At 44.7% G+C, this 15,507-nt stretch carries 11 protein-coding genes and 1 pseudogene; 8 read left to right on the top strand and 4 right to left on the bottom strand.

The genetic code is table 11. From position 1 onward, the window contains the following. Window positions 1-76 precede the first annotated feature (76 nt). The 3 genes and pseudogenes from R8O11_RS22775 to R8O11_RS22765 form a co-directional block, all read right to left on the bottom strand. Window positions 77-961 (bottom strand): annotated as a pseudogene (locus R8O11_RS22775) (cation:proton antiporter); the annotation flags it as partial. Further along, the gene (locus R8O11_RS22770) at window positions 958-1,575 is read right to left on the bottom strand and encodes an NAD(P)H-dependent oxidoreductase (protein ID WP_047101696.1); all 618 of its coding nucleotides are present in this window, start codon (window positions 1,573-1,575) and stop codon (window positions 958-960) included. The pseudogene R8O11_RS22775 and the gene R8O11_RS22770, both read right to left, overlap by 4 nt. Window positions 1,576-1,741: 166 nt before the next feature. Continuing rightward, window positions 1,742-2,167: a universal stress protein gene (locus tag R8O11_RS22765; protein ID WP_047101695.1), complete on the bottom strand. Its 426-nt coding sequence runs from the start codon at window positions 2,165-2,167 to the stop codon at window positions 1,742-1,744. A gap of 445 nt (window positions 2,168-2,612) precedes the next feature. Here R8O11_RS22765 and R8O11_RS22760 point away from each other — a divergent pair, with 445 nt between their 5' ends. The 7 genes from R8O11_RS22760 to R8O11_RS22730 all read left to right on the top strand — a co-directional run bounded on the left by R8O11_RS22760 (window position 2,613) and on the right by R8O11_RS22730 (window position 14,434). Beyond that, entirely contained in the window at window positions 2,613-4,184 is a 1,572-nt protein-coding gene (locus tag R8O11_RS22760) for an ATP-binding cassette domain-containing protein (protein ID WP_064376763.1), read from the top strand. A gap of 206 nt (window positions 4,185-4,390) precedes the next feature. Continuing rightward, a complete protein-coding gene (locus R8O11_RS22755) occupies window positions 4,391-6,550 on the top strand; it encodes a prolyl oligopeptidase family serine peptidase (protein WP_226083989.1) in 2,160 nt (719 codons plus the stop codon). A gap of 528 nt (window positions 6,551-7,078) precedes the next feature. After that, window positions 7,079-7,870 (top strand): hypothetical protein, encoded by a 792-nt coding sequence (locus tag R8O11_RS22750; protein WP_017635247.1) that lies wholly within the window; start codon window positions 7,079-7,081, stop codon window positions 7,868-7,870. Between the two features lie 90 nt (window positions 7,871-7,960). After that, window positions 7,961-9,103 carry an efflux RND transporter periplasmic adaptor subunit VmeP gene (vmeP, locus tag R8O11_RS22745; RefSeq protein ID WP_213968297.1) on the top strand — a complete coding sequence of 381 codons (1,143 nt, stop codon included), beginning with the start codon at window positions 7,961-7,963 and terminating at the stop codon, window positions 9,101-9,103. 10 nt (window positions 9,104-9,113) lie between these two features. Further along, complete coding sequence (gene vmeQ / locus R8O11_RS22740; RefSeq protein WP_213971309.1) at window positions 9,114-12,254, top strand: efflux RND transporter permease subunit VmeQ; 3,141 nt, start codon at window positions 9,114-9,116, stop codon at window positions 12,252-12,254. A 120-nt stretch (window positions 12,255-12,374) separates the two neighbouring features. Next, a complete protein-coding gene (locus R8O11_RS22735) occupies window positions 12,375-13,460 on the top strand; it encodes an OmpP1/FadL family transporter (protein WP_186585165.1) in 1,086 nt (361 codons plus the stop codon). Window positions 13,461-13,636: 176 nt separating this feature from the next. Then, window positions 13,637-14,434: a hypothetical protein gene (locus R8O11_RS22730; RefSeq protein ID WP_318194460.1), complete on the top strand. Its 798-nt coding sequence runs from the start codon at window positions 13,637-13,639 to the stop codon at window positions 14,432-14,434. A gap of 47 nt (window positions 14,435-14,481) precedes the next feature. Here the strand turns inward: R8O11_RS22730 and speG are convergent, their stop codons facing one another. Continuing rightward, window positions 14,482-15,021, bottom strand: coding sequence for a spermidine N1-acetyltransferase (gene speG / locus R8O11_RS22725; protein ID WP_318194461.1), 540 nt, complete (start codon window positions 15,019-15,021; stop codon window positions 14,482-14,484). A 246-nt stretch (window positions 15,022-15,267) separates the two neighbouring features. Between speG and R8O11_RS22720 the strand changes: the two genes are divergently transcribed. Continuing rightward, entirely contained in the window at window positions 15,268-15,420 is a 153-nt protein-coding gene (locus R8O11_RS22720) for a hypothetical protein (protein WP_005375418.1), read from the top strand. Window positions 15,421-15,507 lie beyond the last annotated feature (87 nt).

Raw genomic sequence — 15,507 nt, 5'->3', positions numbered from 1 at the left:
TTACATGGAAGTTACTGAAGAACTTAATGAAAACAGGATGTTAAGTCTTCAGCAACAATTAAAGGGAACATAGCCTAAAGAAAAGACCCAGCAATAAGCCTTTAAATGGTTCGATGTTGGACTCTAATTCGTGGCGGAATTCACTGTTTGCCAATACAACGCCAGCCAAGAAGGTTCCTAGGGCAGGAGATAAGCCCACTAAACTCATCAGCGCAGCGATACCAATGACCAGCATGAGTGCAGTTGCGGTAAAGATTTCTCGCAAACCAGAGCTAGCCACATAATTGAGCAGCGGTCGACTTAAAAAGTGTCCACCAACGACGACGATTGCTATCGATGCTGTGATTACTATGCCGTATGCCCAGCCTGGCAACCCCGCAACGAGGCTTAATTCTTCATGGTGCGCTGCGGCTGTTTGTGCTGCGGACTGTGCCTGTTCAATTAATTCAGGTAAGGCCAATAGGGGAATGAACGCCAACATTGGTATCACTGCAATATCTTGAAAAAGCAACACGGAGAAAGCGTTTTGTCCACCTTCCGTCTTCGTTAATCCTTTTTCGCTAAAAGTTTGCAAAACAATCGCAGTAGAAGAGAGAGCGAAGATCAAACCTATGGCTAAGGCTATGGTCCAAGGCTGGTCAAAGTATAAGGCAATACCCATAATCGCCGCGACGGTACCGCCGACTTGCAGACCTCCTAAGCCCATTAAGCGATTGCGCATCGCCCACAACATTTTGGGTTCGAGCTCTAAGCCAACGAGAAACAGCATCATCACCACGCCAAACTCGGCAAAGTGCTGTATTGTCGTTGTTTCTTCACCGACTAAACCGATAATTGGGCCAATGACCACACCTGCGATGAGATAGCCTAAAACGGACCCAAGTCCCAAACGCTTAGCAAGTGGGACTGCAATTACAGCAGCAATCAAATATACGAAGGCTTGTAAGAATATCCCTGTCATGAAGCCTCCTTAATGAGCTCTGGCAATGCGCTGTTAAGCTTGATTAATGACGCCGCAGCTTCAACATCCAACCTATCTTCGACTAAAGCTGTTAGCAGGCTCTTGTACCGCTCGACATGACGAGGGATTCGCCCTTCTTCATCTGCTGTACGTGCGCCAAACATCGCGAGAGGGGCAATGTAGTTCATGCCGGTCAGTGCGGACATTTGTTCAATAGGCGCAAGCAGTTGACGAATCGTAAAGTGGTTGTAGCCCTCTGCCTTATAAGCTTCTTCTTTACCCCCTGCAGACAGCACACAAAGCATGGTCTTATCTTGCAGTGCTGTGCCATCTGTACCGTAAGCAAAGCCATATTCCAAAACCAGATCTTGCCACTCTTTTAAAATCGCAGGCGTTGAATACCAATATAGTGGAAATTGGAAAATCACCACGTCATGCTCACGTAAGCGTTGCTGCTCACGGTCGATATTAATATCGAAACGAGGGTATTCGCCATAGAGATCAACACATGTCACGCCTTCAATTTTTTGAGCTTCTTTGAAAAGTGGAGTATTCACTTCTGAACGATGCTGGGAAGGATGAGCAAAGAGAATGAGTACTTTTTTATTTGCCATAGGGATCCTTGCTATCTAAATAACCATGCCCAGTAGGAGCGCGGGTTGGTTAGAAAATGTAACTCATAAATGATCGCCAAGCTAGTTTGGAAAACTGTTTAAGCTGTTTCAATATCAATAAAAAACCACCAAATAAATTGGTGGTTTTGGGAAGCGTTACGTTTTACTAATCATGAATAGGGACGACTAGAATATCCACCGGTGACTTGTTAATTAAGTGTCTCGAGTAAGAAATAATCTTGCTCCAGAAATCTTGGTGGTGGCCACAAATCAGAAGATCCACTTCTTGCTCTTTAATGGTGACCTCTAATTTATCAGCCAAGTCGCCAGTACCTACGAAGAAATGTTTAAGTGGGTAATCCATGTAATCACTAAATGTTGTTAAACATTCCATTGAATGCTCATTCAATGGCCTTTGATCCGGGTTTTCTTTAATGTCTACAAGCTCACGATAGATTTCTCCGTGCGTACCATCAATATGAATAAAGGAGATATCGGAGTCGAGATAGTTTGCCATTGATACCGCTCTGTCGATAAGCACGGTGCTTTCATCTGACAGTTCGAGTGCAACAAGGATATGTTTGTATTTCATAACCACGCCCTTATGTGGATTATCTTTACCCTAAGCATAGTATGGCTTGGATAAAAATTGTGTTGCTAAGATCTCGAAATTGTTCAAAGACTTGTTAAAAAGTTAATGTGATATAACAACTTACTGTGAAACTTTCTTTTTGTTCACATTTGGTTAGAAAGCTTGCTTTTTGAACAAAAAAGCGGCTACACTCTGTGCATCATTTCTCTAGGAGATTACGCCAACATGAAGAACTAAACCTGTCATCCATATTTTTACTTATTTTTTGGATCTGCAGGGTTAGTAGGCGTAGCTCACTTTCCGATATTTCTTTGCAACAAGACGACTTTTTGATTTGACGTATATCGTCGAGCTTTACATAGAGCTTAATGCGTTTGTGCACGCGTTTTGTTGCCATTTCAAATCATAGCTACGGCTGTTGTCCCTGTCATACAGGAGGCAAATTATGCCAGTTTTACAAGCTTTTAATGTTAGCCATCAGTTTGATAATGGCGATACGCTATTCCAGTCTATTTCTTGTTCCATGACTAAACGACGTGTTGGTTTGGTTGGGCGCAATGGCATCGGCAAGTCGCTTTTGACTTCCATTTTAGCGGGAGAAATTCAGCCTGCCAGCGGTGTTGTGACTGCTCCCTCTTCTTTCATGATGTATCGCCAGCAGCCGTCTGATCTGCTTTCAGGTCAGCAATCGATCGCCCAATTTCTGGGAACAGACTCGGCCTTACATGCTTTGAAGCAGATTGAACAAGGTGATGTTTCTGAGCATTGGTTCGAACTGGTTGGCGAACAGTGGGATATTGAACTGAAACTCAAACAGCAGCTTGCTGCGATGGGCTTGCCGCAAGACCCTGATTTCTCTTGTGCTCGGCTCAGTGGTGGTCAGTTGGCGCGTTTGCAGTTATGGCAGTTATTTGAAAACGAAACGGATCTTTTGATTCTCGATGAGCCATCCAATCACCTCGATACCGAGGCGAAACAATGGCTGATAGAGTCTATGACGCATTTCAGCGGTGCGATTTTACTCATCAGTCACGATCGTGAGCTGCTGCGAGAGATGGAGGAAATTTGGGAGCTATCGGGCCTAGGTTTACAGGCTTTTGGTGGAAATTACGATGTGTACGCCGAGAAAAAACGCACTGAACTGCAAGCGGTCGAGAGGCAGTTAGCGCAAGTCGATAAACAGAAAAAACGGTTAGCCGAGCAAGCCCAGAAAAATCGTGAAAAAGCAGACCAACGCGCCGCGCAAGGGAACAAACTGCGCAAAGACGGCAGTCAGCCCAAAATTTTGCTTGATGGAAAAAAGGATAGCGCGACCGCCAGCGCTTCAAATCGCAATAAGAATGAGCAACTCAGACAAGCGCATTTACAAGCCAAAGAACAGGCGTTGCAATCGCGACATGAGCAACTCAAGGCGCAAAAGCTTTATCTTACAGATAATCCGAACCGTTCGCGAAAAGTGTTGTCGATACAAGAAGGTATATTACCTTTTGGGAATTCTACGCCTATCACGTTGCAGATTTTTGCGAACGACAAAGTCCATCTCAAAGGGAGAAATGGCTGCGGAAAATCAACCTTGTTAAAGACGTTGCTTGGCGAGTTATCGTTGCAGAGTGGTGAGTTGCAAGTGAATACGCCTTTGTATTATCTCGACCAACATTTTGGTGCAGTGAATCCAAATCTTTCGTTACTTGAGAACGTAATGGAGAGCTGCCAAGAGATGACGGAAAGTGAAGCGAGGACCTTATTGGCCGGGATCGGTTTTCGTCGAGATGCAGTGTTTCGATTGGGGCGCCTACTGAGCGGTGGCGAGAAGATGAAGCTCGCGATGCTGATAGTCAGCCACCAAAATTCTCAGCCTTTGCTGCTGCTTGATGAACCAGATAACCATCTCGACCTCGAGTCAAAAATAATGCTTAGTCAGGCGTTAAATGTATACAAAGGTGGATTTGTTCTGATTAGTCACGACCAAGATTTCGCTTCTGAGTCTGGGGTTTTGCGCCAAATCGAGCTGACTTAGACGAAAGAGAGTAAACGCCATCGTGGCTCTTCAGTATTGTTCCCAAGTTCTACACTTCCACTTACTAGTTTGTAGAACTGGAAGGAAATGAGGGAGTTAGGATGGCTTTCACAACTCGTTTAATGAAATTAGATTCATTTTGTCGATATATAGTAGAGTTCTGATGTATTGCACAAAAAGACAACAGAAAAATAAAAAGGAATTTCATGAAAAAGAACACCCTAGCACTCACAACAGCTCTCGCACTCGGAAGTGTGTTGTCTGTGGCGCATGCCAATGAAGCGGCGCAATCGTCGGTTGAACAGGTAAGCCCGAAAGCCATCACGTATCCAACCACACAAAAAGTGGATATTGTCGATGACTACTTTGGTACAAAAGTGAGTGATCCTTATCGCTGGTTGGAAGACGATCTCAGCCCAGAAACCGCAGAATGGGTGAAGGCGCAAAATGCAGTGACGTTTGATTATCTGGCGAAAATCCCTTACCGCGAGCAGATTGAAGAGCGCATTACTAAGCTCATGGATTACGAAAAACAAAGCCAGCCGTTCAAAGAGGGTAAGTTCACTTACTTCTACAAAAATGACGGGTTACAAAACCAAGACGTGCTTTATCGGCAGCTAGGTGATGGTGAAGCAGAAATTTTCCTCGATCCAAATACTTTTAGTGAAGATGGCACCACATCGTTAGCGGGAGTGAGCTTTTCACGTGATGGTTCTTTGGTTGCATACAGCATTTCGGAAGGCGGTAGCGATTGGCGCAAAGTCATTGTGTTAGACACAGAAACCAAAAAGCCCGTCGGTGAAACGCTGGTGGATATTAAGTTCAGTGGCATCAGTTGGCTCGGCAATCAAGGCTTCTATTACTCAAGTTATGACAAGCCAAAAGGGAGTGAACTTTCCGCGAAGACAGACCAACACAAGCTCTACTTTCATAAACTAGGGACGAAACAAAGTGAAGACCAATTAATTTTCGGTGGTGTAAAGGACGAAAAGTATCGCTACGTTGGGGGTTACACGTCGGAAGATGAACGCTACTTGTTTATCTCAGCCAGCGTATCGACGTCGGGCAACAAACTGTTCTTTAAAGACCTGAGTAAGCCAAATAGCCCGCTGAAAACCATTTTAGATAACACCAGTTCTGATACTTGGGTGATAGACAACCAAGGCACGAAACTGTACTTGGTTACGAACCTTAATGCGCCGAACAAACGCGTCGTGACGGTGGATGCAAGTCAGCCGCAGCCCAAAAACTGGAAAGATTTGATTCCTGAAACAAAGAACGTGTTACGTGTTTCTACCGCGGGTGGCAATTTGTTTGCGAGCTATATTGTTGATGCGATCTCGATGGTGAAGCAATACGACATGAACGGCAAACTCATCCGAGAAATCAAATTGCCTGATATTGGCAGCGCATACGGTTTCTCGGGGAAAAAAGAAGAAACCGAAGTCTACTACTCTTTCACCAACTACAAGATGCCAAGCACTACCTATCGTCTGAACATCAAAGATGGTGATAGCGAGGTGTACTACAAATCTAAAGCGCCATTTGACCCTGTTTTGTATGAATCTCGCCAGGTGTTTTACACCTCAAAAGACGGAACAAAAGTGCCGATGATCATCACCTATAAAAAAGGGACACCGATGGACGGCAGTGCACCAACCATCCTATATGGTTATGGCGGTTTCAACATTAGCCTCACGCCATCTTTTAGCCCGACACGTGCGGCTTGGTTAGAGCTTGGTGGTGTTTACGCGGTAGCGAACATTCGTGGTGGTGGGGAATATGGCAAAGAATGGCACAACGCTGGCATTCAAATGCAAAAGCAAAATGTGTTTGATGACTTTATTGCGGCGGCTGAATACCTAATTGATGAAAAGGTAACGTCATCAAACAAGTTAGCCATTAACGGTGGATCGAATGGTGGCTTGTTAGTGGGGGCCGTTATGACGCAACGTCCAGAGCTATTTAAAGTGGCGCTGCCAGCAGTCGGCGTACTGGATATGCTGCGTTACCATACTTTTACCGCAGGTGCTGGTTGGGCGTATGACTACGGTACGGCAGAGCAAAGTAAAGAGATGTTCCAATATCTGAAAGGTTATTCGCCAGTGCACAATGTAAAAGCGGGGGTGGAATATCCAGCAACATTGATTACAACGGGTGATCATGATGACCGTGTTGTTCCTGCTCACTCATACAAATTTGCTGCTGAGTTGCAATCGAAGCAAGCGGGTTCAAATCCGACCTTAATTCGCATCGAAACCAATGCAGGACATGGTGCAGGCACACCAACGCGTAAAATAATTGAGACAAATGCAGATATTTATAGTTTTGCACTGTTCAATATGGGAATAGAGAAACTGCAATAGTGCGAATTGTTTGCGTTTTAGTTATCGAAACGCATCGGCGCTTTATCGCTCGATAATAAAAGGGAATCACAGAGAGTGACTCCCTTTTTATTTATTATAGGCCTACTATTCTAATCTGATGCTAGGCTAATCAAACTAAGGTTTTTTAAATTATTATAATGTTCTAATTAATCTGAAGAGTGTTGTACGATCGAAATGAAACATTGATCGCGATCACCTAAATCCATTGCACTCTCTATTTATATGGTAAAATTAATTAATCATTTGTTCTAATGATAATTGAATTTTCATAAGTTTTAATATTTCCTTCTTCATTGGTATTACCAAATTTCAAGTTATATAAGATATAAGTAGCGGTGATTGAACTTTTACGATGCTTTATTTTATTTTAATTAAAACGTCGAATGTTTCGTCATTATTGAATTTGCTTTGATAATTTATGTTATCCAAAGCGAGGTGTGTTGCTTGCTATTTATGATGACCTCATGACGTGAATAATTTTATAATCATTAAAATGGATACAGTTTTATGAATTTAGTGAAACCGTCTGTTGCCATTATGGTTGCAGCCCTACAACTCGCGTCTTCTGCCTATGCGCAGACAAACAATAACGAAGAACTACAAGATATGTCTGACCCACTTGCGGTATACACCCAAGCTGGCTTTGGTATTACTGATAAAGGCGCGAACATCAAAATCGGTCAAACTTACCAATCTAGCCAGCCTGGTACCATGGCGATGAACATCATTGAAATGAAAGGCATTGGTGGTGAGCTATTTGGCATTCGCGACAATGACGATCCAATATATGCCAACGTTGATGACAGCATTGACTCTTTCAGACTACGTAATTTCCAAGTAGAAGTCGCAAAAGGTCTAGGCCGTCAATTAGATGTAAACTACGACGTTGATAACGATAAATTAGATGCATCTTATAGCTTTATTCAAGGTCTACCTAAGTTTGGTATGTTGCAGCTATTTCCTTTAGCTGGTGCGGGTGTCACTATTGCTAATGATTTTAGTGGTGATGACAAAGGTTATGAAATTCCAGGTACTTTCACTGTTGTGGGTATGTACTCAAAAATTGAATTAACCGATAAAATCTGGATTAACTACAACCCAATGTATATGCATACGTTGTCAGGGTCTAGTCAATATAAAGATACTTATTATGCGGGTGAAGATAATATCTTGACTCATGAGTTTGCGTTGTCTTATCAAATTAATCCTCGCGCAAATATTCGTTACTTTGCAAACTGGAATGAGCACGTTAATTTCGGTGATGGTGATCACCGCATCGAATTTAACTACCAATTCTAACTCCCTCGTTTATTTCCAGAATGGAAAGTGTGTTTATCCATATATTTAAATATTTAGGCCAAAGCACTTTCTACATAAAGTAGGTTTATCATGAAAGCCAAATATAAATTTGCGTTGGTATCTATTGCTATATCTTCTGCATTACTATCAGGATGCAAAACTGGCGATATCGTAACGAAAACAGCCCAAGCACCCTCTGTTGAAACCGTTACCCTAACCGAAACAAAAATCACTCCTTATCATAATTTTATCGGTCGAACTGAAGCGGTAAATGACGTTGATATTATGCCGCGAGTCGGTGGTGAATTAACCGCGATTCATTTTAAAGATGGCGATATGGTCGAAAAAGGCCAATTGTTGTTTGAAATCGACGACCGTCCTTACAAAGCGGCACTGGCGTATGCAAAAGCGTCGTTGCAAAAAGCAAAAGCGCAACTCGTTCAAACTACGCGTGATGCAGAACGTGTGAAGAAACTCATCAAAGATAAAAGCATCAGTGAGCAGCAATACGATGACGCCATTGCCGCGCAAGCCGCAGCGATTGCTTCGGTAGAAGAGGCGAAGGCGACGCTGGTTTCAGCAAGGCTCGATCTTGAATTTAGCTCTGTGCGTGCTCCTTTCTCTGGTCGCGTGGGTTTCAGCAACTTCCGAGTGGGTGACCGTATTTCGAAAATTCAACTCGTTCCTCTTGTTTCGATCACTCAAGTAGACCCAATTCGCTTTGGCTTTGATGTGGATGAGAAGCTCTACCGCCGCGTAAGAAGTGCGATTGATGTAGCTCATCGTAACGATGACAAACTGGATGTTGATTTAACACTGACGCTTTCAGACGGTTCATTGTATCCGCTTGATGGCAAGATCTACGCCGTTGGCAATAAGATCGATTTAGAAACAGGCTCAATTCGAGCAGAAGCACAATTCGATAATCCAACTTACGCGCTTATGCCGGGTGAATATGGCAACTTGACCATCAAGCTGCGCAACAAAACCATTGATGGTTTGCTTATCCCATCGGCGGCTGTTCAGCAAGACCAAGCGGGTGACTACGTCATGGTGGTTGGTGATGATCACGTGGTGTCACGTCGTAACGTTGAACTCGGTCAGACCTACGGTGTGAAACGTGCTGTGCTGACTGGCTTGGCGGCTAACGAAAAAGTCATCGTCAATGGTCTACAAAAAGTGCGTCCGGGTGCAACGGTGAAAGACGTTGAACTACAGAGTGAACAAGGCTGAGTGAGTACTGATGTTAAGTAAATTTTTCATTCACCGGCCGAAGTTTGCTTTGGTGATCTCACTGGCGATGACATTGATGGGCATGATCGCCCTGAAAGTCTTGCCAATTTCTGAGTATCCTCAAATCTCTCCAACGGTAATTACGGTGAGCACCATGTATCCGGGGGCAAACGCGGACGTGGTTAAAAAGACCGTAGCACAACCGATAGAAGCCAAAGTCAACGGCGTTGAAGACATGATTTACATGTCTTCTGTGATTGGTAACGATGGCTCATACACATTGCGTATTTACTTCCGAGTGGGCGCAGATGGCGATATGGCGCAGGTTCGTGTGAACAACTTGGTGGCACAGGCGACGTCGTCTCTACCACAAGAAGTAAACCAAATCGGTGTGACGGTTAAGAAGAAATCTTCCGACATGCTGGGCGTTATCACACTGCGTTCTCCGAAACAGTCTCACGACAGTATCTACCTTTCTAACTACGCGGATCTCAATATTGTCGAGCGTCTAAAACGTATCGAAGGTATGAGTGACATTACGCTTCTGGGTAAGAAAGACTACTCAATGCGAATTTGGTTGAACCCAAATAAACTGGCTACCTTGAAGCTTTCTGCTAGCGACGTTATTGGCGCAATTAAAACGCAAAACATCCAAGTGGCGGCGGGTAAGATCGGTGGTATGCCAGCTCCAGATGATCAGCAATATCAATATGTTTTGCAAACTAAAGGTCGACTCACTTCTGCGGAAGAGTTCGAGAACATCATCATTCGTGCGAGCAAGAAAGGTTCTTTGATTCGCTTGAAAGATGTGGCTCGTGTGGAAGTTGGCGCACAAGGTTACGAAGCTGATGGTCGTATGAATAACGAACCAGCCGCCGTTCTGGCCTTGTACCAGTTACCGACCGCGAACGCGCTAGACGTGATGGAACGCGTGAAAGAGGCCATGACAGAGTACGAAAAATCGTTTCCTGATGATTTGGTCTATGACATCGCTTATGACTCTACTGAATACGTAGAGACGTCGATTGATGAAGTTTACGAGACGCTGGTGATTGCGGTACTTCTTGTCACCTTCGTTGTGTACGTTTTCTTGCAGAACTGGCGAGCGACCATCATTCCAACCTTAGCGATTCCGGTTTCCATCATTGCGACGTTCGCAATCATGGGCGTGATGGGCATGACCATTAACACGATCTCGTTGTTTGGCTTGATCCTCGCCATCGGTATCGTGGTGGACGATGCGATCATCGTGGTAGAGAACGTGGAGCGGGTTATCCATGAAGAGCATTTAGACCCGATTCCGGCCACGATCCAAGCTATGAAAGAAGTGACGGGGCCAGTATTGGCAACAACGCTTATTTTGTTGGCGGTATTCGTACCGGTTGCGCTATTGCCGGGTATTTCCGGTCGAATGTTCAACCAGTTCGCAGTCACCATCTGTGTGTCGGTGCTGATCTCTGCGATCAACGCATTAACGTTAACGCCAGCGCTTTGTGCGTTGATGTTGAAATCAACTCACTCGCAGCCTATTGCGCCTTTGCGTGCGTTTAACCGAGGTTTTGAGGCAATAACGCGCAAATACCAAGGTGTAGTTGGCTTCTTGAGCCGTCGCATTGTGCTGAGTATCGGTGTTTATGGCGCGCTTATTGCGGTGCTGGCATTTGCGTTCATGACCGTACCTTCCTCTTTCGTACCGAACGAAGATAAAGGCGTGTTCATGGTCGAAATGCGTTTGCCAGACGCAGCAGCATTGCAGCGTACTGCACCATTAATGAAGCAGTACGTTGATGAGCTAAAACAGATGGAAGGTGTGGAGAACGTGGTTTCGGTTGCGGGCTTCTCGGTAATTAACATGGCGTCGATTCCAAACTCGGGCATGTTGATCATCAAACTGGATAACTGGAGCAAACGTAAAGACCCTGAGCTACACCAACGCGCATTGATGAATAAAGTTAACCAAATGCTGAACTCAACGCCAGATGCCGCTTCGTTCGTTTTCGCGACACCGGCAATCAAAGGTATGGGTGCGGTGGATGGTTTCAACCTTGTGCTGCAGGACAACTTGGGCCGTTCTCCACAAGAGTTGGCAAAAACAACCGCTGATTTTGTTGCCCAAATCAACCAACTGCCTGAAGTGGCACGTGCGTTCTCGATTTTCCGTGCGAATATTCCGCAACGTTACATCGATATTGATCGCGATAAAGCGATTTCGATGGGCGTACCGTTGAATGAAATCTTCAGCACACTGCAAGCACAGTTGGGCGGCGCCTACATTTCTGACTTCAACTTGTTTGGTCGTTCGTACCAAGTGAAAGTGCAAGCAGAAGAGCAATACCGTGACAATATCGACGACATCAACCATCTGTTTGTTCGCTCAAGCTCTGGAAAAATGGTGTCACTGGCAACGCTAGTGAAAGTGAAGCCGATCTTCGGCCCAGATACCTTGTCGAACTACAACATGTTCAGTTCTGCAACCGTGAACGGTGCGCCAGCGCCAGGCTACAGCTCGGGTGATGTTGTAAAAGCGATTGAAAAACTGGCTGCAGAATCTTTGCCAAGTGGTTACTCGTACGAGTGGTCCGGCATGACTTACCAAGAGATGAAAGCAGGCAACATGGCACCAATCGCGTTCGCATTGTCTTTGCTGTTCACCTACTTGTTCTTGGTGGCTCAGTACGAAAGTTGGACCATTCCTGCTGCGGTAATGATGGCGGTTCCAGTCGCGATTCTCGGCGCAATGGGCACGCTACTGCTGGTGGGACAACCGTTCGACTTGTATGTGCAGATTGGTGTGGTCATCTTGATCGGTATGTCCGCCAAAGTGGCGATTCTTATCGTGGAATTTGCCAAAGTTCTGCGAGAAGAAAAGGGCTTATCCATCATTGATTCTGCCAAAGAAGCTGCTCGAATCCGTTTCCGTGCAGTACAGATGACCGCATTCGCCTTCATCTGGGGGGTATTCCCGTTGGTGATTGCATCGGGTGCCGGTGCGGCATCTCGTCACTCACTGGGCTTTGCAGTATTCGGCGGCATGATTCTCTCTACGTTTGTAGGCACGTTGCTGACGCCAGTGTTCTTCGTGATGATGCAATCTCTGCGCGAGAAGTTTAAGCGAAAGAAACCCACTGAACTTGAGGTGAGCGAGCAATAACGCTGATTTCAACTGACTGACTCCACAACACCCCCACGCTGTGTGCGATTGGCCAATGCCTTTCATTGATATACAACCACCGTCGCAGCGTGGGTTCCCCTAACAATAATAGGTTTTAACATGAAAAATCTTTCAAAAATCGTCGTAGCGAGTTCTCTACTGACTTGTGCTGCTGCGCAAGCGGGTGGGTTATACCTTTACGAAACAACAGCATCGGATATTGGTTTGGCATCCGCTGGTATGGCGGCTCGTGCGCAAGATGCCTCAGTAATGGCAGCAAACCCGGCTGGTCTGGCGAATATTTCTGGTAAATCTTTCTCTGGTAACCTGATTGGCCTTTACGGTGACGCGCAACTAGACACGATGACTGGCGATGCGGGCAACGTGATTGGTTTTGTTCCTATGGCGTCGGCATTTTACAGCCAACAAGTGAACGACAAATGGACGCTGGGTATTGGTCTGTATGGCAATTACGGCCTTGGCCTCGAGTACGAAGGTCTTTTGAATAATCATTTAGATATTCCTACAGCAACGACGCAAGCCTTGACCATTCAACCTTCCGCTTCTTACCGCATCAATGATCACTGGTCTGTGGGTGCGGCGCTTGGCATTCAGTACGGTATGTATGAAGTAGAAACGAAGGGAGCCTTGAACTTCAATGACGAAGACCAAGACACACAGGTTAACGGCCGAGTAGGTGTGCTTTATGAGGCAACACCAGGTACGCGTCTTGGCCTGTCTTACTCTTCTGAAACCGAATTTGAATTCGACAATAGTAACTCCATTGCTCCACAACAACTGATCTTCAGTGCTTACCATGAAGTGAATGATGACCTAGCGGTGATGTGGAACGTGAACTGGCAAGACTGGAGCGAATACACAACCACGCTGGGCGTAGAGACACAAGACACTTACCAAATCGCATTGGGTACTCAGTACAAACTGAATGAAAAAATGATGTGGAATGCAGGTTTTGCATTCGATACCAGCATGTATGAAAGCCAATCAAACGGTGACATTACCGTTCCTACTGGCAAGGCGTACCGCATTGGTACAGGCATTGATTACAAATTGGATTCAGAAAACTCAATTGGTTTCGCGTTTGAAGCGATCTTGATGGAATCGTCAGAAACGCCACGCTTCCAAGCGGGCTTTGATGAGCCTGCACTGTACTTCATGAGCATGAGCTACAACTGGAAAAACTAATCATTCCTAATCGCTAAAACGCCTTCCTTACAGGCCATTCTACCCTAACTACCTGCACTGGATGCTGTCACGCCATCTAAGGTAGTTAGGGCGCTTTTGTCACATCCAGTGAGTGATGATTCAAAAAATATCTGCGCAGCTAAGTGCGGGTATTCAACATCTCAAAGGACTGAAAAATGAAAAATAAACTAGCGTTAGTGTGTATAACTTTGTTGGTCAGTACGCTGGCTCATGGTGCCGAGCATCGAGTAAAAGACAATAAAAACAAGTTGGCGGATGACCCAACAAAAGTCATCACGAAATTTGGCGCGTCGTACGCAAACAACTACGATTTTGATGATCAAAACATCTCATTCTCGGGCTCACTTGCGCTTGACCAAGCGCGCAAAATCAACCTGCGTATCAATGATGATGCGAGCGAGTGGCGTATTGGTGGCTCGTGGTTGTTTCCGGTCGGTATCGTGAACTTCAACTTCGGTAAAAATGAATACGTAAACGGCGCGGATCAAACCAACTACAGCGTTGGTACCTTTATGCCGCTAAGTTATTTCGGGATTGAGCCAGCAGGCTTCCAAATTTTCCCAATGGCAGGCTATACGTACAACACTGGTGATGTTCCTATTTGTGACGGTGCAGAAAGTAGTCTCTGTAGCGAGCCTAACTTTACGGGTACGCCAAGTGCAGAGAATGGCTTCAATATGATGAGCTCTTCAGGCAGTAGCGGTTACGTTGGTGCATTTGCGCTGAAATCGTTTACCAAAGAGCTGACGTTAATCAGCTTCGCAGCAGGCACTTACGGCTCAGAAAACAGTGAAGGAGAGAACTACAAAGGCTTCTTTGGTGGTATCGGCCTTGGTTACCTCGTGAGCAAACGCCACTCTTTTAACGTAATGACGTTTGTCATGGACAACAACACCTATTTGGATGAAGCAGACAAGCGCATCGTATTATCATATCAATATCAATTTGAATAAATAAAAACGCAGCCCAAATAGCTGCGCTTTTACTTTGATAGAATGAACTAGTGAATTGAGTTGTTTTCTTCGATCTTTTTCTGGTATTGGTGTTTTAATATATACATGCGCTTAACATCGCTGTAAGCGCCGTTAATAAAGTATTCTTCTACAAGGTGACCTTCTTCGATAAAGCCGCATTTTTTGTATAAGTGAATAGCGACTTCGTTATCCACTGCGACTAATAAGTAGATTTTACGTAGATTAAGAATTGAGAATGAGTAATCTAACGCACGATTAATCATCTCTGTCGCATAACCTCGGCCTTGATGCACTGGGGCGATGATTATCTGAAATTCCGCGCTGCGGTGAATGTAGTTAATCTCGATCAGCTCAACTAAGCCAATTACGATGCCGTCTTCATCTTCGACGACAAAACGCCTTTCAGCGTCATCATGTATATGTTTTCGATAAAGTTCTTCGAGCTCGTCATAAGACTCGTAAGGTTCTTCGAACCAGTAGGCCATGATATTTCGGTTGTTATTCAGTTCATGAATAAAGCGCAAATCAGAACGCTCTAATGCACGCATTTTTAGGCCTTTCTTCATCATTTTTCTCCAATGAGGGCGGAGAATACCTCCGCACTTGATGCTAGAAAATATTACCGTATTTCACAAGAATAGCGCATCTTTTTTTGGAAAATATCCTGTGATTTTCAATGTGGAAACTTAGAGTTCACGACAAATATAAATTAATCTTTACGATAAAAAACTCGATTAGGTGCTTTGCCTAATATCGTATTAAATACCGCGCAACGACTTAGTGTCTTAATCTAAACAAACAAGGTATTCAATATGTTTTCAATCGGTGACGTAGTAGTAGCGACTAAAGGTATCGATCTTGGCGAAATGGTTGTTACAGGTTTAAGCAGTGGCGGTTTTTACACACATGTAAAAGCAGGCGAAAAAACACTAACTTACCCAGCTAAAGATCTTAAGAAAGCATAATTAAATTTGCTCACTCTTATTTTTAACTGGCTTAAAGTTCGTACTAGTTATTTTAAGCGGGTTAGAATCGATAAAAGGTAGCGCAAT

This window comes from Vibrio sp. 1288 (assembly GCF_033344475.1).
The sequence above is the reverse complement of the archived record's forward strand: the minus strand, read 5'-3'. Positions and strand labels throughout refer to the sequence as shown.